24 protein-coding genes and 1 pseudogene are annotated in these 24,764 nt (G+C 63.8%); 17 read left to right on the forward strand and 8 right to left on the reverse strand.

Annotation, left to right across the window (positions count from 1 at the left end; all coding sequences use genetic code 11):
* Positions 1-88: 88 nt before the first annotated feature.
* Both NKH13_RS22810 and NKH13_RS22815 read right to left on the reverse strand, forming a co-directional pair.
* Positions 89-721, reverse strand: a complete 633-nt coding sequence (locus NKH13_RS22810) for an NAD(P)-dependent oxidoreductase (protein ID WP_352914526.1) — start codon at positions 719-721, stop codon at positions 89-91.
* A gap of 20 nt (positions 722-741) precedes the next feature.
* Positions 742-1,635: a class I SAM-dependent methyltransferase gene (locus NKH13_RS22815; protein WP_352914529.1), complete on the reverse strand. Its 894-nt coding sequence runs from the start codon at positions 1,633-1,635 to the stop codon at positions 742-744.
* A 130-nt stretch (positions 1,636-1,765) separates the two neighbouring features.
* Between NKH13_RS22815 and NKH13_RS22820 the strand changes: the two genes are divergently transcribed.
* Positions 1,766-2,662 (forward strand): LysR family transcriptional regulator, encoded by an 897-nt coding sequence (locus tag NKH13_RS22820; RefSeq protein ID WP_352914532.1) that lies wholly within the window; start codon positions 1,766-1,768, stop codon positions 2,660-2,662.
* 45 nt (positions 2,663-2,707) lie between these two features.
* On the opposite strand, the gene NKH13_RS22825 is transcribed toward NKH13_RS22820, so the two are convergent.
* The 3 genes from NKH13_RS22825 to NKH13_RS22835 form a co-directional block, all read right to left on the reverse strand.
* Positions 2,708-2,869 (reverse strand): hypothetical protein, encoded by a 162-nt coding sequence (locus NKH13_RS22825; RefSeq protein ID WP_352525670.1) that lies wholly within the window; start codon positions 2,867-2,869, stop codon positions 2,708-2,710.
* 82 nt (positions 2,870-2,951) lie between these two features.
* A complete protein-coding gene (groL, locus tag NKH13_RS22830; RefSeq protein WP_352914535.1) occupies positions 2,952-4,571 on the reverse strand; it encodes a chaperonin GroEL in 1,620 nt (539 codons plus the stop codon).
* 103 nt (positions 4,572-4,674) lie between these two features.
* Positions 4,675-5,010 carry a co-chaperone GroES gene (locus tag NKH13_RS22835; RefSeq protein ID WP_352914538.1) on the reverse strand — a complete coding sequence of 112 codons (336 nt, stop codon included), beginning with the start codon at positions 5,008-5,010 and terminating at the stop codon, positions 4,675-4,677.
* 244 nt (positions 5,011-5,254) lie between these two features.
* Between NKH13_RS22835 and NKH13_RS22840 the strand changes: the two genes are divergently transcribed.
* Together NKH13_RS22840 and NKH13_RS22845 are read left to right on the forward strand one after the other, a co-directional pair.
* Positions 5,255-5,527 carry a hypothetical protein gene (locus tag NKH13_RS22840; protein ID WP_352468936.1) on the forward strand — a complete coding sequence of 91 codons (273 nt, stop codon included), beginning with the start codon at positions 5,255-5,257 and terminating at the stop codon, positions 5,525-5,527.
* On the forward strand, positions 5,524-5,790 hold the full coding sequence (locus NKH13_RS22845; RefSeq protein ID WP_023718394.1) for a DUF1488 family protein: 267 nt from the start codon (positions 5,524-5,526) through the stop codon (positions 5,788-5,790). The genes NKH13_RS22840 and NKH13_RS22845 overlap by 4 nt, the downstream gene beginning before the upstream one ends.
* Here the strand turns inward: NKH13_RS22845 and NKH13_RS22850 are convergent.
* Both NKH13_RS22850 and NKH13_RS22855 read right to left on the reverse strand, forming a co-directional pair.
* Entirely contained in the window at positions 5,787-6,011 is a 225-nt protein-coding gene (locus tag NKH13_RS22850; protein WP_352914540.1) for a hypothetical protein, read from the reverse strand. The two genes, NKH13_RS22845 and NKH13_RS22850, sit on opposite strands and share 4 nt — an antisense overlap.
* A gap of 44 nt (positions 6,012-6,055) precedes the next feature.
* Positions 6,056-6,304, reverse strand: a complete 249-nt coding sequence (locus tag NKH13_RS22855) for a hypothetical protein (protein WP_352914543.1) — start codon at positions 6,302-6,304, stop codon at positions 6,056-6,058.
* A 234-nt stretch (positions 6,305-6,538) separates the two neighbouring features.
* On the opposite strand from NKH13_RS22855, the gene NKH13_RS22860 reads away from it, so the two are divergent.
* The 14 genes and pseudogenes from NKH13_RS22860 to NKH13_RS22925 all read left to right on the forward strand — a co-directional run bounded on the left by NKH13_RS22860 (position 6,539) and on the right by NKH13_RS22925 (position 22,367).
* Positions 6,539-6,949 carry a DUF3168 domain-containing protein gene (locus NKH13_RS22860; protein ID WP_352914546.1) on the forward strand — a complete coding sequence of 137 codons (411 nt, stop codon included), beginning with the start codon at positions 6,539-6,541 and terminating at the stop codon, positions 6,947-6,949.
* A gap of 374 nt (positions 6,950-7,323) precedes the next feature.
* A complete protein-coding gene (locus tag NKH13_RS22865; RefSeq protein WP_352914549.1) occupies positions 7,324-7,623 on the forward strand; it encodes a hypothetical protein in 300 nt (99 codons plus the stop codon).
* A gap of 64 nt (positions 7,624-7,687) precedes the next feature.
* Positions 7,688-8,353: a response regulator transcription factor gene (locus tag NKH13_RS22870; protein ID WP_023718390.1), complete on the forward strand. Its 666-nt coding sequence runs from the start codon at positions 7,688-7,690 to the stop codon at positions 8,351-8,353.
* 10 nt (positions 8,354-8,363) lie between these two features.
* Positions 8,364-9,776 (forward strand): ATP-binding protein, encoded by a 1,413-nt coding sequence (locus NKH13_RS22875; RefSeq protein ID WP_352914655.1) that lies wholly within the window; start codon positions 8,364-8,366, stop codon positions 9,774-9,776.
* 109 nt (positions 9,777-9,885) lie between these two features.
* Complete coding sequence (locus NKH13_RS22880) at positions 9,886-10,320, forward strand: RT0821/Lpp0805 family surface protein (protein ID WP_352914552.1); 435 nt, start codon at positions 9,886-9,888, stop codon at positions 10,318-10,320.
* A gap of 223 nt (positions 10,321-10,543) precedes the next feature.
* Positions 10,544-11,680: a c-type cytochrome biogenesis protein CcmI gene (gene ccmI, locus NKH13_RS22885; RefSeq protein ID WP_352914555.1), complete on the forward strand. Its 1,137-nt coding sequence runs from the start codon at positions 10,544-10,546 to the stop codon at positions 11,678-11,680.
* Positions 11,681-11,683: 3 nt separating this feature from the next.
* Positions 11,684-12,127 carry a cytochrome c maturation protein CcmE gene (gene ccmE, locus NKH13_RS22890; RefSeq protein WP_352914558.1) on the forward strand — a complete coding sequence of 148 codons (444 nt, stop codon included), beginning with the start codon at positions 11,684-11,686 and terminating at the stop codon, positions 12,125-12,127.
* Between the two features lie 71 nt (positions 12,128-12,198).
* Positions 12,199-14,187 carry a heme lyase CcmF/NrfE family subunit gene (locus NKH13_RS22895; RefSeq protein ID WP_352914561.1) on the forward strand — a complete coding sequence of 663 codons (1,989 nt, stop codon included), beginning with the start codon at positions 12,199-12,201 and terminating at the stop codon, positions 14,185-14,187.
* Entirely contained in the window at positions 14,184-14,651 is a 468-nt protein-coding gene (locus NKH13_RS22900) for a cytochrome c-type biogenesis protein (protein ID WP_352914563.1), read from the forward strand. Before NKH13_RS22895 ends, NKH13_RS22900 begins: the two co-directional genes overlap by 4 nt.
* Positions 14,652-14,767: 116 nt before the next feature.
* The gene (locus NKH13_RS22905) at positions 14,768-16,324 is read left to right on the forward strand and encodes a Do family serine endopeptidase (protein ID WP_352914566.1); all 1,557 of its coding nucleotides are present in this window, start codon (positions 14,768-14,770) and stop codon (positions 16,322-16,324) included.
* Between the two features lie 301 nt (positions 16,325-16,625).
* Complete coding sequence (locus tag NKH13_RS22910) at positions 16,626-17,300, forward strand: response regulator transcription factor (protein WP_254819962.1); 675 nt, start codon at positions 16,626-16,628, stop codon at positions 17,298-17,300.
* Positions 17,301-17,306: 6 nt separating this feature from the next.
* Positions 17,307-18,776 carry an ATP-binding protein gene (locus NKH13_RS22915; protein ID WP_352914569.1) on the forward strand — a complete coding sequence of 490 codons (1,470 nt, stop codon included), beginning with the start codon at positions 17,307-17,309 and terminating at the stop codon, positions 18,774-18,776.
* Positions 18,776-21,742 (forward strand): annotated as a pseudogene (locus NKH13_RS22920) (bifunctional [glutamine synthetase] adenylyltransferase/[glutamine synthetase]-adenylyl-L-tyrosine phosphorylase). The gene NKH13_RS22915 and the pseudogene NKH13_RS22920 overlap by 1 nt, the downstream one beginning before the upstream one ends.
* 145 nt (positions 21,743-21,887) lie before the next feature.
* Positions 21,888-22,367: an EF-hand domain-containing protein gene (locus NKH13_RS22925; RefSeq protein WP_352914571.1), complete on the forward strand. Its 480-nt coding sequence runs from the start codon at positions 21,888-21,890 to the stop codon at positions 22,365-22,367.
* A gap of 52 nt (positions 22,368-22,419) precedes the next feature.
* Here NKH13_RS22925 and NKH13_RS22930 read toward each other — a convergent pair whose 3' ends face one another.
* Complete coding sequence (locus NKH13_RS22930) at positions 22,420-24,747, reverse strand: PAS domain-containing sensor histidine kinase (protein ID WP_352914574.1); 2,328 nt, start codon at positions 24,745-24,747, stop codon at positions 22,420-22,422.
* Positions 24,748-24,764 lie beyond the last annotated feature (17 nt).

A 24,764-nucleotide genomic window follows, 5' to 3' on the forward strand; every position in this document is an offset into this window, starting at 1 on the left:
TTTGGCGCTGCCTACAAGGGCGATGAAGATAAGGGCGATGAAGATACAGCGGGAGGTTTGTCGAGGGGAAGACGGCTCCCGCGAGGCGTCAGCGAAGGATGCTGACCGCCCTGCGCGAGTAGGTGGTGTCGTTAATCTGGGCGAGCATGAAGGCCGCTACGTCGGCCCGCGCCAGTGTCGGCAGCAGCGACGCCGCCCGGATGCCATTGCCATGGCGGAATTCACCCGTTGCCGCTCCATTGCTCAGCTTGGGCGGCCGCACGATGGTCCAGTCGAGACTGGATTGAACGATCAGGCTTTCCTTCATCTCATGGTCCTTCACCTCATTGCGCAGCACCAATGGCACGATGATGTTGCCGAACAGGGGGCCTTGTTGCCACCGGCCGTCGCGAACCCCCAGGAATGAAAGATAGATCAGCCGTTCTGGGCCGGCCTGCTGCATGGCCGCGACGATGAAGCCGATGCCCGCAACCACGGCCGGGTCGCGTCTCAGCGGCACGCCGCCCCCGAGGCAGCTGAAGACCGCATCATGTCCGACAACGGTGCGTTCGACCGCCTGTCGATCGGCGACATTTCCGACAATCACCCTCAGATTTTCGTGGCTGATGGCAAGCTTGCCGGGCGTGCGGACGAAGGCGGTCACCGCATGGTCCTTTGCCAACGCCGCTGAGACGAGCTCACGACCTGTCGCGCCGGAAGCACCAAAGATCAGCAGCTTCATTGTCCGCTCCCTGCAAACCGTTAGCCTGGCTTGCGCCCGGCGACGAAGGCGACCGGCGCTCCGGTTGGACCGGACAGCAGCCGGCTATCGGCATAGCCGCTCTGATCGACCAGCTCCTGGGCTGCGCCTTTTTCGAAGACCGTGCCGCCCCACATTGTGGTGCGGAAGCGGGCGAGGGCGTCCCCCAGTGCGTCGGGTCCGGGATTGATCATTGCCAGCAGCAGCCAGCCGCCGGGCCGCAATGCGGCGTGGCTGCGCCTGACGATGAGCCTGACATCCGGCTCGGGGATGAAGGCGCTTGGCACGAAGACCAGATCGAACGCGTTCATGTCCGCGATATCCTGCCCGAGGCCGGTGCGCAGTTCGATGCGATGTTCGAGCGCGGCCGCCCGGACGTTGGCGGCGGCCTGTGCGATGGCTTCGGGCAGGGGATCGATGCCAACCGCCTTCAGGCCGGGCCATTGCCGAAGCATCGACACCGACAATGCGCCGACGCCGACGCCGATATCCAGGAACGCTGCGCCCGGTGCAGCGAGCCTCTCCGGCAAATCGGCAAGTTGTGGCGCGATCATCCGCTTCAGCAGCGCCGGGAAGCCAGACGAAACATCGCCGAAGGCCTGCCGCAAACCGGCTTCCAGGCCCTCCGCGCTTTCGGAGGAGCCCGACAGCAGCTTGCCACCTGAAAGCAGGTCGACCCGGATGCTGGCCAGCACCGGCGCAAGTTCGATGACGCCAGCACTTGCCACGACATCGGCGGCGCCGAGTTCGGCGAGCACGGCTTCTGTGCGCCGGGCGGCACTGCCATCGAGTGGCGTGCCGGAAATACGCGCCTCCATCGCCAAACCGAGCGCCACCAGCGCATTGGCCGACGTCGCGAGCCGCGCCACCATCGTTCGCAAACCTTCGATGTCCATCGATCGCTTCCCTGAATTGGATCTGGCCTATTCTCGCGCGGACGACATATTCGGGGACATTTGCAATTTCCGGACATCTTTGTGCAAAACTGCACAGGTGCGCGGCTGGGAATTGATCTAGAATGGGTTCGTGATCAGAACCGGCGAACCGGACTGGAATGATTTGCGCTATTTTCTCGCTGCCGCCCGCGCGGGAACGTTGTCGGGAGCGGCGCGCGCACTCGGCGTGCGTCACACGACGATCAGCCGGCGCCTCGCTGCTCTTGAAGGAGCGCTCGGGGTTTCGCTTGTCGTGCGAACGCGGCAGGGCATCGAGATCACGCCGCTTGGCCGGACATTGCTGCCGCTCGGCGATGATCTTGAACGTATCATGGAAGCACTGACGACCCTCGTGCGTTCGGGCAAGAATAGCGTTCGGCTTGCACTGCCGTCCGGGTTCAGCCCTCTTTTTGCAGAGCGTATAGCTGCATTCCACAAGGGCCATCCGGATATCAATCTTGAACTGACGAGCGGCAGCAGGCCTGTGGACCTGCAGCACGGCGAGGCCGATCTCGCGGTCAGGATCGGCACCGTGGCCGACGACGATTTGATTGCGCAGAAGCTTTGCGTTGCGGGCTGGTCAATTTATGCGTCCCAGCGCTATCTCGATCGCCATCCAATGCCCATCGATCCTCGCAATCTGGCTGGACACGAGATCATTGGATTTCACGCAAGCCTCGCCGGCGTACCCGGCGCCAAGTGGATAGAGGCGCACGGCGCCGGCGCGACAATAGTCTTTCGTGTCGCCGAAATGACCGAAATGCTGGCAGCGGCTCTGAGTGGCGCCGGTCTGGCGGTAATGCCCTGCATGTTGGCCGAAGCCGAACCGCGGATGGTGCGCCTTGCCCCCGACATTCTCGGCAACCATCCGGTGTCGCTCGTCTATCGCCGCGAAATCGGGGCGGAGGCGCCGGTGCGCGCCGTCATCCGCTTCGTTGCTACGGTCATCAAGGACCATGCCGTGCTGATCAGCGGCGAGACGCGGTAGGGGTCTGGTTCCGCGCTTGCGCGAGGTGCCGAGGATTGGCAGTCGTCACATGGGACGCTTGTCCGCGATCTTTTTCGGGTCGCGGCCTATCGTGCCGGCGTCGGCTTTCCTGTGCTTGTCGGCAAGCCTGCGAATGCGATCGAAGCGGCTTTCCTCGGCCACTTTGGTCTTCGCCGCCGCATTTGGCTTCGGGACGAATGCGATCATGGATCGATCTCCTTGCCGATGGTGCGCGCCGGGGAAGATACCCCGGCGGCTGTCTTTCAGGCTTGTTTCCGGCAGCGGCTGGTCAATAGCCCATGGCGCCGGTCGAAGCAGCGGCTTCCTTGGCCGAAACGTCGGTGATCATGGCTTCAGCAGTGATCAGGAGCGCGGCAATGGAGCCCGCGTCCTGCAGCGCCGTCCGCACCACCTTAGCGGGGTCGACGATGCCGGCCTTGATCATGTCGACATAGACCTCGTTCTGGGCATCGAAGCCCTGATTGTGGTCCTTGCTGCCGGCGAGCTTGCCGACGACGATCGAACCTTCGACGCCGGAATTCTCGGCAATCTGCCGGATCGGCGCTTCGAGCGCCCTCGACACGATCGAAATGCCCGCCGTCACATCGGCATTGGCTCCGGTCAGCCCGTTCAGCACAGCCTTGGCGCGCAGCAACGCGACGCCGCCGCCGGGAACGATGCCTTCTTCCACGGCGGCGCGCGTGGCATTCAGCGCATCGTCGATGCGGTCCTTCTTTTCCTTGACCTCGGATTCGGTGGCGCCGCCGACGCGGATGACGGCAACGCCGCCCGCCAGCTTGGCGAGACGTTCCTGCAGCTTCTCCTTGTCATAGTCGGAAGTGGTTTCCTCGATTTGCCCCTTGATCTGCTGGACGCGCGCCTGAATGGTGGTCTTCTCGCCGGCGCCGTCGATGATCGTGGTGGTGTCCTTCTCGATCAGCACGCGCTTGGCGCGGCCGAGCATGTCTATGGTGATGTTCTCCAGCTTGATGCCGAGATCCTCGGAAATCATCTGTCCGGCGGTGAGCACGGCGATGTCTTCCAGCATCGCCTTGCGGCGGTCACCGAAGCCAGGAGCCTTGACGGCCGCGACCTTGAGGCCGCCGCGCAGCTTGTTGACGACCAGCGTCGCCAGCGCTTCGCCCTCGACGTCCTCGGAGATGATCAACAGCGGCCTTCCGCTTTGCACCACGGCTTCGAGGATGGGCAGCAGCGCCTGCAGATTGCCGAGCTTCTTTTCGTGGATGAGCACGTAGGGGTCTTCCAGCTCGGCGCGCATTTTTTCGGCATTGGTGACGAAATAGGGCGAGAGATAGCCTCGGTCGAACTGCATGCCTTCGACGACGTCGAGTTCGGTTTCGGCGGTCTTGGCTTCCTCAACGGTGATGACGCCGTCATTGCCGACCTTGTCCATCGCCTTGGCGATCATGGCACCGACGCTGGTGTCGCCATTGGCGGCAATGGTGCCGACCTGCGCGATCTCGCCTGAGGACTTGACCTTCTTGGCGCGGGCCTGGATTTCCTTGACGACGGCGCTGACGGCAAGGTCGATGCCGCGCTTGAGGTCCATCGGGTTCATGCCGGCGGCGACGAATTTGGCGCCCTCGCGCAGGATGGAAGCGGCAAGCACTGTGGCGGTGGTGGTGCCGTCGCCGGCGAGGTCGTTGGTCTTCGAGGCCACTTCGCGCACCATCTGTGCGCCCATGTTCTCGAACTTGTCGGAAAGTTCGATTTCCTTGGCCACCGTCACCCCGTCCTTGGTGATGCGCGGCGCGCCATAGGCCTTGTCGATGATGACGTTGCGGCCTTTGGGGCCGAGTGTCACCTTGACGGCGTTGTTGAGGATTTCGACACCGCGCAGCATGCGGTCACGCGCGTCGGTGGAGAATTTGATTTCCTTGGCAGACATGATTTTTTTCCAGTTCGGTTGGTCGTGGCAAGACGCTTGCAGCGCGCCTGAATCAAAGCTTGGAGCATCCTTTGCGCGCCCGGCAGGGCGCGCGGCATTCCAATCAGGCGGCCTTCTTGGCAGCCACGGTCTTGTCGATGCCCATCTCGCTCTTGTCGATGATGCCCATGATGTCGGCCTCCTTCATGATCAGAAGGTCCTCGCCGTCTATCTTGACCTCGGTGCCGGACCATTTGCCGAACAGGATGAGGTCGCCGGCCTTGACGTCGAGCGCCATCAGCACGCCGCTTTCGTCCCGCGCGCCCGGCCCGACGGCGATCACTTCGCCTTCCTGCGGTTTCTCCTTGGCATTGTCGGGGATGATGATGCCGCCCTTGGATTTGGTGTCGCTTTCGGCGCGCCGAATGACGACGCGATCGTGGAGTGGCCGGAATTTCATGGGGACTCTTTCTGGGGCCGGCTTAGGCGGCCGCCCCTCTCTATAGGCGCTCTGGCACTCGATTGATAGGAGTGCCAAAAAATATTCATACGGCATGTCAAATATTGAATGTATTATTTTGCTAGGCCATCCCCCGGTGTTCGGGGCCTTGCCGAATATTAATGAAATTGAATTTCTGTCCTTGAACACCTATTTTACGGTGAAGCTCACATTCACGACTTTCGCTGCAAGGGAGATTTTACCGATGGCCGAAGGCAATCAGAACATCATGGAAAAAGCTCAGGCTCGCTTCATGGAAAATCAAAAGAAAACAGCGGAGCGGAACAAAGCAACTGCCGAATATCTCTCGGAGGCGAAGGCCAGGATGATCAAGACGGCGAAGCTGAGGGAATTGCGACTGGCCAAGGAAGAGGCGGATCGCGCGGCGGCAGCTCTGAATCCGGTCGCCCCAAAGAAGAAGCGGGCGGCGCGGACAGTCAAGCAGGCCGTATCCGCATCGACGGAGGCCAAATCATGAGCCTGACATTTCCCAATCCCAGCCGCAGCTACGACGAGGCAAGCAAACGCATCCGCTTCGTCGGCCATGACGGCATGTTCCAGATTTCGTTCTCTGTCGCAACCGATGCCATCTCCAAAGTGCAGCCGGGAACGGCGGCCTCGGAAGCTACCTATCTGGCGGCCTTCGACACGGCTTCCAGCTCAATCCACGATGTCGCCAGGAATGCCTATGCCCGCACCCGCAGGAGCATATATGTGCTGACTGCGGCCGATTTTCGCTAGATCCGTAGCGATCCGTTCACAAGACGCTTTCTTGGGGCTTCCGGTCCGCCTTCGCCCGCCGCGATGTCACGACTGTTCAGCCGATCGACCATCGCGCCCGCATCGCGCGTGTTCATGCCGACCATGGGTTGCTGCTTGAGCTCGACCCGCTGGCCGGTGAAGACGTCGAAGACGGTCCAGCTGTGAGGACGTTCCATACGCAGCGCGTAGCGGTTTGCCATCTTGGCGTCCTTTAGTTTCCGCCCGATCGATGAATGTCGCTCGGTCAGGCTTGGGCGACGAAGAATACTGCCGCCAGGACAAGCACCGTCCACAAAACGACGGACAGCTTCAGGGCCAGGCTACCGTGCGCCGAGAGCAGCTCCCGAGTGCGGTTGACCAAATTCTTGATGGTCATCGACATGGTCGGCGCCGCGATCGCGACCGGCCGCGCCCTGGCTCCAAGCTTTCCGAAAACAGGCAGCAGCGATGGCTCGCGCACGAAAACGACCTCGAATGTTTGGAAACCAGACATCTTCATAGCATCGTTCTTCGAACTCCCTGCATGCCAAATGAATTCGCCAGTTGGCATTGCCCTCAAGGGCGTTCGTGACGCGAAACGTCGCGGGTTGCAGGAGCAGGGCTTATTTCCGAGATCATGAAGGTTCATAATCCGCATGAGACGCGCTGATTCGCGCTTTGCCGGGATGCCGTCATGCAACGCAGCTACGCAGCCGGGAGGTCGACGCGACGGGCGAGGGGCAAGACAATGACCGCGCCGGCCGTCGAATTGCAGAGGGCCATATTCGAGGCAGTGAACGGCGATCCCGACCTGTCGGCGGCACTGGGCGATGCAAGATTGTTCGACCATGCGCCGGAAAATGTTGCGTTCCCCCACATGACCTTCGGTCGCACCAGCGTCTACGACTGGGCGACGGGGATGGAGAACGACGCCGAACAGTTGCTGACGTTGCATGTCTGGTCGAAATCCGAGGCCAGCAACGAAACCAACGACATCATGGACCTGGTCAGCACCCGCCTACGAGATGCGGCGCTCTCGCTTGGCGAGCATCGCCGCGTCCATCTCAAGCTCGAATTCGCCGAAGCCCGCTACGACGAGGACCTTTCGGCCCATCACGGGCTGCTGCGCTTCCGCGCCGAGATCAAGGACGAGGGCTGACCACCGGGCACTTTCCGCAAAATCGGGCAATTTTGTTCTTGCTTTGTGCCGGCAGCTATGCTACTAATTTGGATATGGTGCTGATTGGCCCCAGCGACCCGCCCCGAGGCGGGTTTTTTGTTTTCAGGTTCGGTTCGCCTGAACTGCCATCGGTTGCCTTGGGCCGGATGCTTCGTCCTCCCAAATGATCCTGCCCGCCAGATGATGCCGGTTGTCGGCGAAGGATTGGAGGGCTAGGTTAAACATTGGCGATTTCGCGGGCCGGGCGGCGAAATGGCAATCCGGTAATCTCGCGCTTCAGGGGTGTGGCGGGCATGCATTCAAGCGTTCACCGTTCATATCACGTTCAGCACCGGCGCGTTAGAACGCTGGCCATGAAAACCCTTCGCTCCCACTTCCGGACCGCGGCACTGGCGCTCTCAGTCGCCGGTCTGCTTGCGTCGCAAGCGATGGCGATCCCCGCTGTCGCGCCCGAGCAGCCCCAGCCGGTCGTCCTCGCCGCGTCCGACTGCTACGCGATCGGCCAGCAGGTGGCGGAGCAGAATGGCGGCACCTTGGCCAAGGCCTCGCAGTCGACACGCGGCGGCCAGCCGGTCTGCGTCATCGTCGTGCTCGTTCCGGGCAAGGACGGGCAGCGTCCCCGTCGCTCGGAGATCGTCGTTCCGCTGAACTGAACCGTGCCGTTTCCCAGTCTGCCGGAATCGGCCTATATCTGAACAGCTTCAACAGGCCTTCCGCATGCGCGTACTCGTCGTCGAAGATGACAAGGATCTCAACCGGCAGATCGGCGACGCGCTGGTCGATGCCGGCTATGTCGTCGACCGCGCTTTCGACGGCGAGGAAGGGCACTTTCTCGGCGACACCGAGCCCTACGATGCCGTAGTGCTCGACATCGGCCTGCCGCAGATGGACGGCATCAGCGTGGTCGAGCGCTGGCGGCGCGGCGGCCGCAAGATGCCGGTACTGATCCTGACGGCACGCGACCGCTGGAGCGACAAGGTTGCCGGCATCGACGCCGGCGCCGACGACTACGTCACCAAACCTTTCCACATCGAGGAAATCCTGGCCAGAGTACGGGCCTTGATCCGGCGTGCCGCCGGGCATGCCTCGTCCGAGCTGACCTGCGGGCCGCTGCGTCTCGACACCAAGGCCTCCAAGGCCGACGTCGACGGCGTGCCGCTGAAGCTGACCTCGCACGAATTCCGCTTGCTTGCCTACCTCATGCACCATATGGGCGAGGTGGTGTCCCGGACCGAACTGGTCGAGCATCTCTACGACCAGGATTTCGACCGCGATTCCAACACGATCGAGGTCTTTGTCGGACGGCTTCGCAAGAAGATGGGCATCGACATGATCGAAACCGTTCGCGGCATGGGCTACCGCATGCGTAAGCCGGAGGCGTAACGCGGAACCGCTGCCTACAAAACCCGCCGTCTCGAACACGCCGTCGCTGCGGTCATGGCCGCGTTCGGTGGCGTTTCGCGTCATCGCCTTTTCCACGGTCTGGGCGATCCTCACTCTGGTCGTCATCTTCACCTTGATCACCACGCTCTATCGCCAGGCCAGCGAGCGCGGTTTCGACAGCCTGCTTTCGGCGCATCTGTTCAACCTGATCGGCTCGGTCGGCGTTTCCGAAAGCGGCCAGTTGACGGGCGCCCCCGACCTTGGCGATTTGCGGTTCTCGGAGCCGAATTCCGGCTGGTACTGGTCGGTCGAGCCTGCCTCGGAAGGCGTGCACGGCGATCTCCATTCGTCGTCGATGACCAAGGTGATCCCGTCGCCAAGCGTTGCCGAGGTGCCCTTCAATGCCAGCTTCCAGCGTAGCTATTCAGCGGACGGCATCGAAGGCGAACAACTCGAGGTGTTCGAGAGCGAGTTCGTCCTCGATGCGAAAAACCGCGCCGCGCGCTTCCGCGTCATGGGCAACCAGACCGAGCTCGAGCAGGAAATCGCCACCTTCCAGCGGCGCCTTTTGACCTATCTGTCGCTGTTCGGCGTCGGCATGATCGCCATCAATGCGATTGCCATCCTGCTCGGCCTGCAGCCATTGCGCCGGGTCAGGAATGCGCTTGCCATGGTGCGCGAAGGAACCGCGCAACGCCTCGACGGCCGTTTCCCGGCCGAGATCGAACCGCTCGCCAACGAGACCAATGCGCTGATCGAGAACAACAGGCGTATCGTCGAGCGGTCGCGCACGCAGGTCGGCAACCTGGCGCACTCGCTGAAGACGCCGCTTGCCGTGCTGCTCAACGAGGGGCGGGCGCTGGGTGGCGCCAAAGGCCAGCTGATCGCCGAGCAGGCCGCTTCCATGCAGAAGCAGGTGGATCACTATCTGCAACGTGCCCGCGTCGCTGCGCAGCGCGACAGCGTCGTCTACCGTACGCCGGTGACACCGCTGGTCCAGCGCATGGTGCGGGTGCTGCAGAAGCTCAACCCGCAGACGACGCTTTCGCTCTCACTGCCGGCCACCGACATCGTTTTTGCCGGCGAACGCGAGGATCTGGAGGAGCTGCTCGGCAATCTGCTCGACAATGCGATGAAATGGGCAAGGAGCGCGGTCGCCGTTTCCGTCAAGCCCGTTGCCGGCGAGGAAGGTGCGGCCAGTCTGTTCGAGATTAGCATCGAGGATGACGGCCCCGGCATTCCCGACGACAAGGCGCGCGAGGTATTGCAGCGCGGACGGCGTCTCGACGAGACAAAACCGGGCAGCGGGCTCGGACTTGCCATTGTCGCCGACCTTATCAACGAGTATGGAGGCGTTCTGGCGCTGGAACGATCCGTCATGGGTGGATTGAAGGCGATGGTTCGGTTGCGGAGCCTTCAGTAATGCTTCTCCAGGTGGCCGGCTGCGGCCAAATTTCCGACAAACATCGACATTATGGCCGCGTCAGCCTGCTGACAGCGCGGCGGTCCAGCTCAAGAAAGCCGGTATTGGCATGAAGATTCGCGTCGCGCTCGTTTCCGCCCTGCTCGCCGTTTCCGGCTGTACGACGCTCGGCAAGGGCCAGGCCGTTACGGTGACGCCGGCCGCCACGCCTCCCAGCGGCGCCAAGGTGGCGACGACGATCATCTCCGCCATGGGCGGCGGCCTCGTCGGCGGCTCTATCGGCGCCGGCCTGAGCGAGACCGAGAAGCGCAGCGCGCTCGAGGCGGAATACAAGGCGCTTGAATACACGGCGAGCGGCCAGAAAGTGGCTTGGAAGAGCGACAGTTCGGCCCATCGCGGCGAAGTGGTCGCCGCCCAGCCCTATCGCGTCGGCTCACAGGACTGCCGGCAATACACCCATACGGTGTTTACCGGCACCGCCGGCGCCACCGCGCGCGGGACGGCCTGCCGCAATGCCGACGGCAGCTGGACGCCGCTGACGTAGCTGGCCCGGCCGTCGATCCGCCGATTCCGGTCCGGCACTAAAGCGCGTCGCGTTCGACCGGCCTCATGCGACGCGCTTTAGGTTCTTGTTTTGATGCATGGTCGTTATCGCAAAACCGCTGCACACTTTTGCGCGACATGCATTATCGATCGGAGCGGCCCCGCCAAAGCGTCGCAGCACGCTTGTGTTGGCAGGGCAAGGGTCTCGTTCTATTGGAAGAGCCATGCTGTTCTGGGTCATAGCCGCAATCCTGACGCTGGGCGCAAGCCTGGCGGTGCTGCTGCCGTTGGCCGGCGGCTCGAAGAACGCGTCCGCTGCTAGCGATCACGACCTTGAAGTCTATCGCGACCAGCTGGCCGAGCTTGACCGCGATATGGCGCGTGGCCTGATCCAGCCAATGGAGGCCGAAGAGGCGCGCGCCGAAATCGCCCGCCGCATCCTTCGCCTGAGCGATGCCGGCCAGGCCGACGAGACGGCGACGCAGCCGTCGCGGTCGACAAGGCTGGTGGCGACGGCTGCCGTGCTGGTTGTTCCGCTGGTCAGCTGGGGCCTCTATGGCCAGCTCGGGTCACCCGACCTGCCGTCGCAGCCACTCAGCGAACGCCTGGCCAAGAACCCCGCCGACAGCTCGGTCGACGAGCTGATAGCCCGCGCCGAAGCGCACCTGGCGGCCAACCCATCCGATGGCCGTGGCTGGGACGTGCTGGCGCCGGTCTATCAGCGCATGCAGCGATACGCCGATGCGGTGACCGCTTATCGCAACGCCATCCGCCTCGACGGCGACAGCGCTGCCCGTCAGGCGGGTCTTGGCGAGGCGATCGCCAATGCGGCCGGCGGCATTGTCTCGGCCGAAGCGCAGGCGGCTTTCGAGGCGGCGTTGAAGCTTGATCCGGCCAATCCGAAGGCCTCGTTCTATCTCGCCATGGGCATGGCACAGGAAGGCCGCATAGCTGAAGCCACGGCGGCCTGGCAAAAGATGCTTGCCGCCTTGCAGCAGGGCTCGCCGTGGCGCGGCGCCGTCGAGCAGGCGCTGGCCGAATCCGCCGCCCGCAGCGTCGCTTCGGAAACGCCTGCGAAAGGGCCGAGCGCCGAGGATATCGATGCTGCTTCCTCGATGTCGCCGCAGGACCGGCAAGCCATGATCAGCACCATGGTTGCCGGCCTCGACGAAAAGCTTCGGCAAAATCCGCGCGACGAGGAAGGGTGGATGCAGCTCGTTCGTTCCTATGCCGTGCTGGGCAAGACAGATCAGGCGCGTGACGCGCTCAATCGCGGTATCGCCGTCTTTGGCGCGGACAGTGACCAGGCCAGGAAATTCACCGCCTTTGCTGCCTCGCTCGGCGTGACGGCGACGGAGTAGACGATGACGCGCAAGCAGAAACGACTGTCGGTGATCGCCGCAGGGCTGGCGTTTCTCGGTGTTGCAACCGGGCTGACGTTCTATGCGCTTGGCCAGAAGGCCTCCTATTTCTACATGCCGGCCGATCTGGCCACCGCCAGCCTTCAGCCGGGCCAGCGCATCAGGCTCGGCGGACTCGTCGAAAAAGGCACAGTAGAGCGTAGCCAAGGCGCCACCGTCGCCTTTTCGGTGACCGACAACCAGGAGGACGTCAAGGTTACCTATACCGGCATTCTTCCCGACCTTTTCCGGGAAGGGCAGGGCGTGATCACCGAAGGCTCGTTCGGCCCTGACGGGGTCTTTGTCGCCGACAGCGTGCTGGCCAAGCATGACGAGACCTATATGCCCAAGGAAGTGGCCGACGGCCTCAAGGCCAAGGGCGTATGGAAGGAGAGCAAGAGTGAGTAGAAAGGTTCCGCAAAAGTGTTCCACGGTTTTGCGGCAAGAACCTGCGGCAAAACCTAGCGAGCGCGGCTACAATGGTTGAAACCGGACATTTCGCCCTGGTCCTGGCGTTTGCGCTGGCCCTGGTGCAGACGATGGTGCCGCTGTTTGGTGCGCGCACCGGCAACCATAAGATGATGGCCGTCGGCGCACCGGCTGCGCTGACCGGCTTTGCCTTGACGGCGCTGTCTTTCGTGGCGCTGGCAACCGCCTATGCAGGCTCCGATTTTTCGGTTGAGAGCGTCTGGGAGAACTCGCATTCGCTGCAGCCGCTGATCTACAAGATCACAGGAACCTGGGGCAATCATGAAGGCTCGATGCTGCTCTGGGTGCTGATCCTGACCTTCTTCGGCGCGCTCGTCGCCGTCTTCGGCGGCAATCTTCCGGCGACGCTCCGGGCCAATGTGCTTGCCGTGCAGGGAGCGATCGGCGCCACTTTCTTCCTGTTCATCCTGACGACGTCGAACCCGTTCGTCAGGCTCAATCCGGCGCCTATCGAGGGACGCGACCTCAACCCGATCCTGCAGGACCTCGGCCTCGCCATCCATCCGCCGCTGCTCTATCTCGGCTATGTCGGTTTCTCGATCTGCTTTTCCTTCTCGGTCGCTGCCCTCATCGAGGGCCGCATCGACGCTTCGTGGGCGCGCTGGGTAAGGCCGTGGACATTGGTTGCCTGGATGTTCCTCACCGGCGGCATCGCCATGGGCTCCTACTGGGCCTACTACGAGCTCGGCTGGGGCGGCTTCTGGTTCTGGGACCCGGTCGAGAACGCATCCTTCATGCCGTGGCTGGCGGGCACGGCGCTGCTGCATTCGGCGATCGTCATGGAAAAGCGTTCGGCGCTGAAGATCTGGACGCTGCTTCTGGCGATCCTGACGTTCTCGCTGTCGCTGCTCGGCACCTTCCTGGTGCGTTCCGGCGTGCTGACCTCGGTGCACGCATTCGCCACCGATCCGACGCGTGGCGTTTTCATCCTCTGCATCCTGACGCTGTTCATCGGCGGCTCGCTGGCGCTGTTTGCCTTGCGCGCCTCCCGGCTGACGGCCGGCGGCCTGTTTCACCCGATCTCGCGCGAAGGCGCGCTGGTCCTCAACAATCTGTTCCTGACCACCGCCACTGCCACCGTGCTGGTCGGCACGCTCTACCCGCTCGTCGTTGAAGCCCTGTCTGCCGACAAGATCTCGGTCGGCGCGCCGTTCTTCAACCTGACATTCGGCCCGCTGATGGTGCCGCTGCTGGTCGTCGTGCCGTTCGGGCCGCTGCTCGCCTGGAAGCGCGGCGACATTTTCGCGGTCGCCCAGCGCCTGATGGCGGCTTTCGCGGCGGCGCTGCTCGTCGTGCTGGTGACGGCCCTGTTCATCGATGGCGCTTCGGTGTTGGCGGCACTCGGTGTCGGCCTTGCCTTCTGGCTGATCTGCGGCGCGCTCACCGATCTCGCCGTCAAATCCGGCTTCGGCACTGTCGCGCCCGCCACCATGCTCAGGCGCTTCGCCGGCCTGCCGCGCTCGGTCTTCGGCACAGCACTTGCGCATCTCGGCCTCGGCCTGACGACGCTCGGCATTGTCGGCACGCTTTGCTTCGGCACCGAAAAAATCCTGTCGATGCAGGCCGGCGAGACCGTCGAACTGTCCGGCCACAAGCTGCGCTTCGAGGGGCTCTACCCGGCCCAGGGGCCTAACTACAGCGAGGATCGCGGCCGCTTCGCCCTGCTTGGCGCCGACGGCAGCGTCGACGGCGAGATCACCTCGGCCAAGCGCTCATATCCGGTGCGCCAGATGACCACGACCGAATCCGGCATCAGGACGATCGGCTTCAGCCAGCTCTATCTCTCGCTTGGCGACGAGGGCAGCGATGGCTCCGTCGTCGTTCGTCTGTGGTGGAAGCCGCTGGTTACGCTGATCTGGGGCGGCGGACTGGTGATGATGGCGGGGGCGGCGATGTCGCTGCTCGACCGCCGCCTGCGCGTCGGCGCGCCGTCACGCCGCAAGCCGGCGGCCGCCGTGCCATCGGCGAGCCCGCCATGAGCCAAAGGGTCACGCTGGCCTCGCTGGTCCTGCTGCTGGCACTGGTGTTCGCCGGCGCCGCGCAGGCGGTCAAGCCCGACGAGGTGCTCGCCGACCCGGCGCTCGAGGCACGGGCGCGCGCTTTGTCGGAAGGCCTGCGCTGTATGGTCTGCCAGAACCAGTCGATCGACGAGTCCGATGCCGACCTCGCCCGTGACCTGCGCATCCTTGTGCGCCAGCGCCTCGTCGCCGGCGACACCGACCGGCAGGTGATGGACTATGTCGTTTCGCGCTACGGCGAATTTGTGCTGCTGAAGCCACGCTTCAATCTGCGCAATGTCTTGCTCTGGGGGACGCCAGTTCTTCTACTGCTCGTTGGCGGGACATTCATCCTGCTGGCCGCCCGCTCGCGCCGCTCGACCGCGACCGCTGCATTAACTGCCGAGGAACAGGCGGCGCTGGACAAGATGCTCCGCCGCGATTGATCGATACATTACGAAAGTTTCATGTACCGGAAATGGCGCCGTAATGTGCGGCTCTCTATTTCCTTTGTCGAGGATGCCAATCAAGGGGCGTCCCTTGAAAAGAGGATACGAGAACCATGAATGTTGCCCCCAATTCATATCTTCGCACGCGCAAACGCCTGCTGGCCGCGGCCGCATCCCTGGCCATTGCCGGCGCGATCGGCTTCGGTGCTGTTGCCACCGGGACAGCCCCGGTTCTGGCCGACGCCGTGCGTGTCGAGGCACCGCAGGTCCCGAGCTTCGCCGATGTGGTCGAGCGTGTTTCGCCGGCGGTCGTCAGCGTGCGCGTCAAGGCCAAGATCCAGTCGACGGCCGATGACGGTTCCGGCCAGATGGACGACGAGGACGGCCTAGGCAATCTTCCCGACAATCCGCAGCTGCGCCGGTTCTTCCGCGAATTCCGCGGCTTTGGCGATCAGGGCGGCGATCAGGGTCCGAACGGAATGCGCCGTTTTGGACACCGTGACCGCAACAACGACCAGCCGCGGCCGGTGGCGCAAGGGTCGGGCTTCTTCATCTCCGATGACGGCTATCTCGTCACCAACAACCATGTCGTCGAGGAGGGCACCGCCTTCACTGTGGTGACCAATGACGGCAAGGAACTCGACGCCAAGCTGATCGGCACCGATCCGCGCACCGATCTTGCCGTGCTCAAGGTCGATGACGGCAGCAAGTTCACCTATGTCGACTTCGCCGATGATTCCAAGGTTCGCGTCGGCGACTGGGTGGTGGCTGTCGGCAATCCGTTCGGCCTCGGCGGCACGGTTACCGCAGGCATCGTTTCGGCCCGCGGCCGCGATATCGGCGCCGGTCCCTATGACGACTTCATCCAGATCGATGCCTCGGTGAACCGCGGCAATTCGGGCGGCCCGACCTTCAACCTCAACGGCCAGGTCGTCGGCATCAACACCGCGATCTTCTCGCCGTCGGGCGGCAGCGTCGGCATTGCCTTCGACATTCCCGCTTCGACCGCCAAGCAGGTCGTACAGGATCTGATGAAGAACGGCACCGTGCAACGCGGCTGGCTCGGCGTCGAAATCCAGCCGGTCACCTCCGAAATCGCCGAATCGCTTGGCCTTGGATCCGGCAAGGGCGCGCTCGTTGCCAGCGCGCAGGACAACGGTCCCGGCAAGAAGGCCGGCATTACCGCCGGTGACGTGATCACCCAGGTGGACGGCAAGGACGTTGCTTCGCCGAAGGAGCTCGCCCGTCTGATCGGCGCTTACCCGCCCGGCAAATCGGTCGACGTCACGGTGTGGCGCAACGGCAAGAGCGAGGCGGTCAAGGTCGATCTCGGCAAGCTGCCGTCGAGCGACAACCAGGCCTCGGCCGACCAGCAGCCTGCCCCCGCGCCGAAGACCGACACGCTCGCCGATCTCGGCCTGACCGTCACCAAGTCCGACAATGGCAAGGGCCTTGTGGTGACCGATGTCGACCCCGACAGCGATGCCGCCGATCGCGGCATCCAGCCCGGCGACGTCATCACCTCCGTCAATTCGACGGAAGTGAGCGGCACCGGCGACGTCGACAAGGCGATGGCCGACGCGGTGAAGTCCGGCCGCAAGGCGGTGCTGATGCAGATCACCCGCGACGACAGCAACCGCTTCGTCGCACTGCCTGTCGCCAAGGGCTGACGACCGCTTCGACTTTTCCGGTGCGGCGGTTTTCAATACCCCCGAGCCGCCGCACGGGAAAGCACGGGGCCTGAATACGTTAGTCAGTCATCGTGTTCCGCCCCAGCGGCAGCGGGCTTCCCATCGCCCGCTGCCGCTCGAACATGCCGCTCAAAGCGTGAAGCGGCTTTAGGCTACGGCATGCTAAAACAAAGACTTAGCGGGTATCCCTGAATCACTTTGTTCGCGATACGTCATGGAGAAGGCCACGATGCATATGCCGGCCACTCAATCTTCCAGCGAAATCGCGTATAACGGTTCTATGAAGATTCTCGTCATAGAAGACGATCGCGAGGCAGCCGACTACCTGCAGAAGGCGTTCGCCGAGGCCGGCCATACCGCCCATGTCGCCGGCGACGGCGAAACCGGCTTCGCGCTCGCCGATTCCGGCGACTATGACGTCATGGTCGTCGACCGCATGATGCCGCGCCGCGACGGCCTGTCCGTCATTGCCGGGCTCAGGTCCCGGGGCAATACGACGCCCGTGCTGATCCTGTCGGCGCTCGGCGAAGTCGACGACCGGGTCACCGGTCTGCGCGCCGGCGGCGACGACTATCTGACCAAACCCTACGCCTTTTCCGAACTGCTCGCCCGCGTCGAGGTGCTGAACCGCCGCGCCAGCGCCAGGGAGGCCGAAACCGTCTACCGGGTCGGCGATCTCGAACTCGACCGGCTGTCGCACTCGGTGCGGCGCGCCGGGCGTGAGATAACGCTGCAGCCGCGTGAGTTCCGCCTGCTCGAATATTTGATGCGCCATGCCGGCCAGGTGGTGACGCGCACCATGCTGCTCGAGAACGTCTGGGACTACCATTTCGATCCGCAGACCAACGTCATCGACGTTCATATCTCGCGGCTGCGAGGCAAGATCGAGAAGGGCTTCGACAAGCCGATCCTGCACACGGTTCGCGGCGCCGGCTATATGCTGAAAAGCGGCTAGAACCCCATGGCTCTTTCCGTGCCGGCCATCATGAGGACGACGGCAGCGCGGCTTTCAGCGCTTTATCTTCTGCTTTTTGCGCTGTGTGCGGTGTTGCTGGTCTTGTACATGACCTCGCTCTCGGCGCGCATGCTGACTGCCCAGACGCAGGAGACGATCAACGACGAGGTGCTCGGCCTGGCCCGAGCCTATCAGCGCGGCGGCCTGCCGGTGCTCGTCCGCGTCGTCGAGCAGCGCTCCCGCCAGCCCGGCGCCAATCTCTATCTGATCGCCGATGCCAACGGCCAGATCCTGACCGGCAACGTGCAGAGCCTCCAGCCGGGCGTGATCGAGGCCGAGGGCTGGACCACCGAACCGTTCTCCTACCGCCGCTTCGGCGAGGGCGAGCTCGAGCGGCAGCGCAACCCGGTCTCCGACCCGAACGAGCCCGCCCAGAGCGAAGTACAGGCCGAAGGCGAGAAGGGCCATAACGCCATTGCCCTGGTGCTGCGCCTGCCCAACCAGATGATCATGCTGGTCGGCCGCGACCTCGGCGAGCCGGAGCGCTTCCGCGCCGTCATTCGCCGCGCTCTGATGCTGGCGCTCGGCATGATGGGCGTCGGCGGGCTGCTGATCTGGTTCTTCGTCGGGCGCGCGGCGCTGAAGCGCATCGACAGCGTGTCGGAGGCGAGCCGCCGCATCATGGGTGGCGATCTTTCCGGCCGGCTGCCGGTCACCGGCGCCGGCGACGAGTTCGACCGGCTATCGGAAAACCTCAATTCCATGCTGGCCCGGATCGCCACGCTGAACGAGGGCCTGAAGCAGGTCTCCGACAACATCGCCCACGACCTGAAAACGCCGCTGACCAGGCTGCGCAATCGCGCCGAGGCGACGCTTTCCGGCAAGCACAATACCAGCGACTACGGGCAGGCGCTGGAAGGAACGATCGCCGAATCCGATCAGCTGATAAAGACCTTCAACGCCATCCTGATGATCTCGCGGCTGGAGGCCGGCTATTCCTCCGAAAGCACCACCAGGGTCGATCTGGCCGCTGCCGTGCACGACGTTGTCGAACTCTACGAGCCGGTGGCGGAGGAGGCGGGCGTGACGCTCGAAACTTCGGTGCAAGGTTCCTTCGTCGTCAACGGCAATCGCGAGCTGATCGGCCAGGCGTTGTCCAACATCGTCGACAACGCGATCAAATATTCGACCGACTCGACCTCCAGGCCTACGGTTCGCGTGACGCTGGAGCGTGTCGGTAGCGAGATCAGGCTTGCCGTGTCCGACAACGGCCAGGGTATTCCCGACGATGTCGACCGCGCCAGGGTGACCGAGCGTTTCGTGCGGCTGGAAAAGAGCCGCTCGCAGCCGGGTTCCGGCCTTGGCTTGAGCCTCACCAAGGCGATCATGACATTCCACAATGGACGGCTTGAGCTTCTGCCCGGCAATCCCGGATTGTCGGTCGTCATGAGTTTTCCCGGGCGGGAGGATCGCTGATGGTAGCGAGGATGGCAGTGCGACGCCTCGAAACGGACTGGTTGTTGAAGCCGGCGATAAAGCTCGTTCCGCTGGATGCAAGCCGCGCCAGGCAGGAATTGTCGGAGATCGCCGACGCCGCGCGGCAAAAAGAACTGCCGCGACTGGCGAAATTTCTCGCCGGCAAGGGGGTCGTCCAGGATTTCCTCGCCGCCGTGTTCGACCTATCGCCGTTCCTGCGCGATACCGCGCGCCGCCGGCCGCGGATACTCGATGCGCTTTTCGACGGGACCATCGAGGCGCGGCTGTCATCGATCGGCGCCGCGGTCGACAAGGCAGCACGCGTAGAGGCCGTCTCCGAAAGCAGCCTGATGATGGAGCTGCGCCAATGCAAGGCGGAGGCGCATTTCCTGATCGCCTTGGCCGATCTCGCCGGCGAGGCCGAGACCTCGCTGACGGTGAGGCGACTGAGCGACCTTGCCGACGCCTGCACGCGTGCGGCCGTCGATTTCCTGCTCCGCGACGCGCATGAGCAAGGCAAGCTCCGATTGCCGGATGCCAAAAATCCGGCGCGACGCTCGGGCTGGATCCTGCTCGGCATGGGCAAGCTCGGCGCGCATGAGCTGAACTTTTCCTCCGACATCGACCTCGTCGTCTTCTTCGACCCCGATGCGCCAGCTCTCGTCGATCCGCTCGATGCAACCGAGCTGTTTTCGCGCCTGACCCGCCGGCTGGTCCGCATTCTCCAGGACCGCACCGAGCACGGTTACGTCTTCCGCACCGATCTCAGGCTTCGTCCCGACCCCGGCTCGACGCCGCTGGCGATCCCGGTCGAGGCGGCGCTGCGCTACTATGAGGCGCGCGGCCAGAACTGGGAGCGCGCCGCCATGATCAAGGCGCGCCCGGTGGCCGGCGATGTTGCCGCCGGCGCCGTGTTCCTAAAGGAACTGCAGCCCTATATCTGGCGCAAATACATGGACTATGCGGCGATTGCCGACGTCCATTCGATCAAGCGGCAGATCCACGCCCACAAGGGCCATGGCGAGGTCGCGGTCAAAGGCCACAACGTCAAGCTCGGTCGCGGCGGCATCCGCGAGATCGAGTTCTTCGTCCAGACCCAGCAGCTCATCGCCGGCGGCCGCTTCCCCTAACTGCGCGGCCGCGAGACCGTGCCGATGCTCGGCGAGCTCGCCGCGCGCGGCTGGATCACCGCCGACGCGCGCGATGCGCTCACCAGGCAATACTGGTTCCTGCGCCGCGTCGAACACGCCATCCAGATGGTTGCCGACCAGCAGACGCATATCCTGCCGGAGGACGAAGAGGGGCTGGAGCGCGTCGCCCGCATGCTAGGCTTTGCCGATGCGGTAGGCTTTGCCGAAACGTTCCGCGCGGCGCTGCACCAGGTCGAGCGCCACTATGCAGCGCTGTTCGAGACCGCGCCGGAGCTTTCGGCCGGCATCGGCAATCTGGTCTTTACCGGCGACGTCGACGATCCCGATACCCTGCAGACCTTGCAGCGGCTCGGCTTCCAGCGGCCGAGCGACATCTGCCGGGTTATCCGCGGCTGGCACTTCGGCCGCTACCGCGTCACCCGGTCGGCGGAGGCGCGCGAGCGGCTGACGGAACTGACGCCGGCGCTGCTGCAAGCCTTCGGCCAGACGCGGCGGGCGGACGAGGCGGTGATCCGCTTCGACGAATTCCTTGCCGGCCTGCCTGCCGGCATCCAGCTGTTTTCGCTGCTGCAGTCGAATCCGGCTTTGCTGAAGCTGATGGCGACTATCATGGGCGCGGCACCGCGGCTGGCCGCCATCATCACGCGCCGGCCGCATGTCTTCGATGGGCTGCTCGATCCGGCGCTGCTGAGCGAACTGCCAAACCGCGCCTATCTGTCGGCGCGCCTTGCCGCCTTCCTCGAAGGCGACAGAGCCTATGAAGACGTGCTCGACCGGCTGCGCATCTTTGCTTCGGAGCAAAAATTCCTGATCGGCGTCAGGCTGCTTGCCGGGTCGATCGACCCGCCGCGCGCCGGCCGCGCTTTTTCCGATCTCGCCGATCTGACCATCGAGGCGGCATTGCAGGCGGTGATGGCGGAATTCGCTTTGCGTCATGGCTATATTGCCGGCGGCCGGGTCGCGCTGCTCGGCATGGGCAAGCTCGGCAGCCGCGAACTGACGGCGGGCTCCGACGTCGACCTCATCCTGCTCTACGATCACGACGCCGATGCGGAGGAGTCCGACGGCGACAAGCCGCTTGCCCCGTCGCATTACTACAGCCGGCTGACGCAGCGGCTGATCGCCGCCGTTTCCGCGCCGACCGCCGAGGGCGTGCTCTACGAGCTCGACCTTCGCCTGCGGCCGTCCGGCAACAAGGGGCCGGTGGCCACGCATGTCGACGCCTTCAAGAAGTATCAGCGCCAGGACGCCTGGACATGGGAGCACATGGCGCTGGCGCGCGCCCGCACGATCGGCGGCGATGCCGAGCTCTGCCGCGAGGTCGAGGGAGAGGTTGCCGCAGTGCTCGCTCTGCCGCGCGATCCAGCCAAGGTGATGGCCGAGGCATCCGAGATGCGCGCCATGGTCGACAAGGAGAAGCCGCCGCGCGATCCCTGGGACATCAAGCTGATCCCGGGCGGCCTCATCGATCTCGAATTCATTGCCCAGGTTGCTCTGATCACGGGAAAGATCGAGGCAGGCCGCAGGGCCACCGGCACGGCTGAGGTCCTGTCGCGCCTGGCGCCGGATTTCGCCAGCGCCCAGGTCAGGCAGGAATTGGTGGATGCCTATTCGCTCTATCTGGCGCTGACCCAGATGATACGGCTTTGCCTCACCGGCGCGTTCGAACGCGACGACGTTCCGCCAGGGCTTTCGGATCTGCTTCTGGCGGTCACCGACCTGCCGGATTTCGGGGTCCTTGAAGCGCATCTCAACGAGACGTCGCAGAAGGCCAGAAAGGATTTCGACCTTCTGCTTCGTGCCAAACAACCGTGACGGCAACCAGCCGTACGGGCGAGAGCATCGGACCCCAAATTGCGACCTGTTTTTGGGAGGTTCCGATGTTCAATCAAAGAGGTAGAGCGGGGGATTGAAGGTCCGCCGCTCTAGCATCGGGGTGACGATGCAACAGGAGAAGACCATGAGAAAGACAACCAGACTTGCACTCGTATTCGCAGCCCTGGCCGGCGCCGTCGGCACCGCAGCCTATGCAGACGAGCAGTCCGGCGCCGGGCCGCGCGACGGCATGATGATGCGCCTCGGCAAGGTCATGAAGGACAATGACGGCACCATCACCTTCGACCAATTCTCCGACGCCATGAACGTGCGGCTGAAGAAGATGGTCGCCGACAATGGCGGCAAGCTGACCGTGGCACAGCTCGCCGACGCACTGGAGAAGGCGCGCTTCGAGCAGATGGCCAGGCGCATCATCGCCCGTTACGACACCAAGGGCGACGGCACGCTGACCGCCGACGACATCGCCAGCCGTCAGAAGAAGGTCTTCGCCATGCTCGACCGCGACAATGACGGTAAGATCGAGAAGAACGAACTGCCGAAGGTTCCCGGCCGTCACCGCCAATGGGACGGCGAGGGCAATGATGGCGCTGACGGCATGCAGTGAGAATTTGAAAACTGCTCCGGCGCCGCGAGCCGCCGGAGACTTATTTTGTCGTTCAGGCAGCGGCCCTGACCGCCTGCGCGGCTTTCTTGATCGGGATGCGTACCGAGACGATCGTGCCGACGCTTTCGGTCGAGCGGATCTTCAACGCGCCACCCTGAAGCTCGGCCAGCGAGCGCGAGATGGCGAGTCCGAGGCCGGAGCCGGCATGGCTCTTGGAGAACTGGTTTTGCACCTGTTCGAATGGCCGCCCGAGCTTGCTCAGCGCCGCCTTCGGGATGCCGCAGCCATTGTCCTCGATCGTCAGGATCAGCGCGCTGGAAATGCTGCGGGCTCTGACCGAAATGTGGCCGCCTTGCCCGGTGAACTTCACCGCATTGGACAGAAGGTTGATGAGGATCTGCTTGATCGCCCTGCGGTCGGCGAACAGCGTCAGCGAATCGGCGATGCGGGTTTCGACGGTGATCGACTTTTCCGCCGCCTGCAGAGAAACGACGCGAACCGTCTCCCTGATAAGCGGGCAGAGATCGATTTCTTCCTGATCCAGCGCGAACTGGCCGGCCTCGATCTTCGACATGTCGAGGATGTCGTTGATGACGCCGAGAAGATATTTGCCGCTGCCGTTGATGTCGGTGGCATACTCTTCGTAACGCGGCGAACCCAGCGGCCCGAACAGTCGCCGTTCCATCAGTTCCGAGAAGCCGATGATCGCGTTGAGCGGGGTGCGCAACTCGTGCGACATGTTGGCCAGGAATTCGGATTTGGCCCGGTTTGCCGCTTCGGCCCGTTCGGTTTCCTTCATGTATTTGCGATTGAGCTCGACGAGCTCACGAGCCCGTTCCTCTTCCGCGCGGCGGGCAAGGCTGAGGTCATGGATTGTCGCCATCAGCCGGCGCTCGCTGTCGACCAGCTTCTCCTGGTGCAGCTTGATCTGGGTGATGTCGGAGCCGACCGAGACGGTGCCGCCGTCCCTTGTCCTTAACTCGTTCACCTGCAGCCAACGGCCGTCGGCAAGCTGGCGCTCGAAGGTCACGCCACCCTGCGGTCCATTGGTATTGGCAAGCCGCCGCTCCGAGGCGAAGGCCAGCATGCGTTCTTCCAGCACGGCGCGTGGGGCGCCCGGCATCACGTCGCGGTCCGACAGGCCGTTGTCCTGCTGGTATTTGGAATTGCACATGATCAGACGCTCGGACGAATCCCACAAGACGAAGGATTCGTTGATGTTTTCGATGGCCGTCCTCAGGCGCAGGTCCGCGGCTTCGGAGCGCAGCGCCAGGTGCCGCTGCTCGGTGACGTCGACGGCGATGCCGATCAGCTGGATCTCCGGCGCTTCCGGATCGATAACCTGTGCTCTTGCGCGCATCCAAACCCATTGCCCGTCGGCATGGCGCATCCGGAACACCTGGTCGATATGGTCGATCTCGCGTGCGACGATCCTGCTGGCGAGTTCGAACAAATCGCCGTCCTCGGGATGAATGATTTCGTCGACTTCGCCGAACGACAGCATCGTGTCGCAAGGCTCGTAGCCCAGCATGTCGTACATCGAGCGCGACCAGTACATCTTGCCGCGCACCATGTCCCAATCCCACAGACCGCAGCGGCCGCGTACCAGCGCCATGTCGATGCGCTGGTGGGCTTCGAGATAGATGCGGTCGGCGGTCTGGGCACGCGCCGCCTGGCCGAAATAGGCGTAGAGGATGATGATCAGCACGCCGGCCGTCAGCACGAACAGCGTGACGTTGAGCGAGACCGTCTTGCGCCAGGCGTCAAAGACTGCCTCCTGCGGCACAAACGCTGCTGCGGCACCCCTTCGGCCATTCGCCAGGCTCACTGCCGCGTACCAGTCCTGTCCGCCGATGCTGACCTCCATCACCCCGGCGCGGTTGCCGAACATGAACAGCGGCTGCCCGCCCTGGACGACTCCATCGAGCGATCGCCCCTCCCAGCGCATCGACTGCGGCGATACGGCAATAATCTTGAAAGCGCTGTCGGTGATCGCCAGTACGTGGCTTCGCCCCATCGCGCCCTGACGACCGGTGCTCTCCAACAGGTCCTGGATTGCGCCGGGCGCGGAAACCACCGTCGCGTCGGCGGCGATCGAACTGGCCAGTTGGCCGGCGGCCAGCGCAAGGATCGCCTTGGCGTCGCGCTCGATCTCGTCGCGCTCGTTCATCAGCGACAGAAAGCGCAGCACTGCGATGATCAACAGAAAGATGATGATGAGGGCCGGTATCGATCGCCGCAACAGCGGCTCGGCTGCCAGCAGCCGTCGGTAGGCAGGTTCGGCGATGAGCCGCGTATTGCCTGCGAGACCGTCGCTTCGCGCCTCGCGTCGCTCAAACGCCGTCCCACCGGGCGCGCCCCACGCGTCCGCCTTCGCCATAAATGGCACTCCCCGAT

This window comes from Mesorhizobium sp. M1348 (genome assembly GCF_040317925.1).
In the GTDB taxonomy this organism is placed as follows: Bacteria; Pseudomonadota; Alphaproteobacteria; order Rhizobiales; family Rhizobiaceae; genus Mesorhizobium.

Bases quoted from the DNA above. Each gene is read 5' to 3' on its own strand.
- NKH13_RS22810 (WP_352914526.1), bottom strand. From the start codon at position 721: ATGAAGCTGCTGATCTTTGGTGCTTCCGGCGCGACAGGTCGTGAGCTC.
- NKH13_RS22815 (WP_352914529.1), bottom strand. From the start codon at position 1,635: ATGGACATCGAAGGTTTGCGAACGATGGTGGCGCGGCTCGCGACGTCG.
- NKH13_RS22825 (WP_352525670.1), bottom strand. From the start codon at position 2,869: ATGATCGCATTCGTCCCGAAGCCAAATGCGGCGGCGAAGACCAAAGTG.
- groL (WP_352914535.1), bottom strand. From the start codon at position 4,571: ATGTCTGCCAAGGAAATCAAATTCTCCACCGACGCGCGTGACCGCATG.
- NKH13_RS22835 (WP_352914538.1), bottom strand. From the start codon at position 5,010: ATGAAATTCCGGCCACTCCACGATCGCGTCGTCATTCGGCGCGCCGAA.
- NKH13_RS22840 (WP_352468936.1), top strand. From the start codon at position 5,255: ATGGCCGAAGGCAATCAGAACATCATGGAAAAAGCTCAGGCTCGCTTC.
- NKH13_RS22845 (WP_023718394.1), top strand. From the start codon at position 5,524: ATGAGCCTGACATTTCCCAATCCCAGCCGCAGCTACGACGAGGCAAGC.
- NKH13_RS22850 (WP_352914540.1), bottom strand. From the start codon at position 6,011: ATGGCAAACCGCTACGCGCTGCGTATGGAACGTCCTCACAGCTGGACC.
- NKH13_RS22855 (WP_352914543.1), bottom strand. From the start codon at position 6,304: ATGTCTGGTTTCCAAACATTCGAGGTCGTTTTCGTGCGCGAGCCATCG.
- NKH13_RS22860 (WP_352914546.1), top strand. From the start codon at position 6,539: ATGACCGCGCCGGCCGTCGAATTGCAGAGGGCCATATTCGAGGCAGTG.
- NKH13_RS22865 (WP_352914549.1), top strand. From the start codon at position 7,324: ATGAAAACCCTTCGCTCCCACTTCCGGACCGCGGCACTGGCGCTCTCA.
- NKH13_RS22870 (WP_023718390.1), top strand. From the start codon at position 7,688: ATGCGCGTACTCGTCGTCGAAGATGACAAGGATCTCAACCGGCAGATC.
- NKH13_RS22880 (WP_352914552.1), top strand. From the start codon at position 9,886: ATGAAGATTCGCGTCGCGCTCGTTTCCGCCCTGCTCGCCGTTTCCGGC.
- ccmI (WP_352914555.1), top strand. From the start codon at position 10,544: ATGCTGTTCTGGGTCATAGCCGCAATCCTGACGCTGGGCGCAAGCCTG.
- ccmE (WP_352914558.1), top strand. From the start codon at position 11,684: ATGACGCGCAAGCAGAAACGACTGTCGGTGATCGCCGCAGGGCTGGCG.
- NKH13_RS22895 (WP_352914561.1), top strand. From the start codon at position 12,199: ATGGTTGAAACCGGACATTTCGCCCTGGTCCTGGCGTTTGCGCTGGCC.
- NKH13_RS22900 (WP_352914563.1), top strand. From the start codon at position 14,184: ATGAGCCAAAGGGTCACGCTGGCCTCGCTGGTCCTGCTGCTGGCACTG.
- NKH13_RS22905 (WP_352914566.1), top strand. From the start codon at position 14,768: ATGAATGTTGCCCCCAATTCATATCTTCGCACGCGCAAACGCCTGCTG.
- NKH13_RS22910 (WP_254819962.1), top strand. From the start codon at position 16,626: ATGAAGATTCTCGTCATAGAAGACGATCGCGAGGCAGCCGACTACCTG.
- NKH13_RS22915 (WP_352914569.1), top strand. From the start codon at position 17,307: ATGGCTCTTTCCGTGCCGGCCATCATGAGGACGACGGCAGCGCGGCTT.
- NKH13_RS22925 (WP_352914571.1), top strand. From the start codon at position 21,888: ATGAGAAAGACAACCAGACTTGCACTCGTATTCGCAGCCCTGGCCGGC.
- NKH13_RS22930 (WP_352914574.1), bottom strand. From the start codon at position 24,747: ATGGCGAAGGCGGACGCGTGGGGCGCGCCCGGTGGGACGGCGTTTGAG.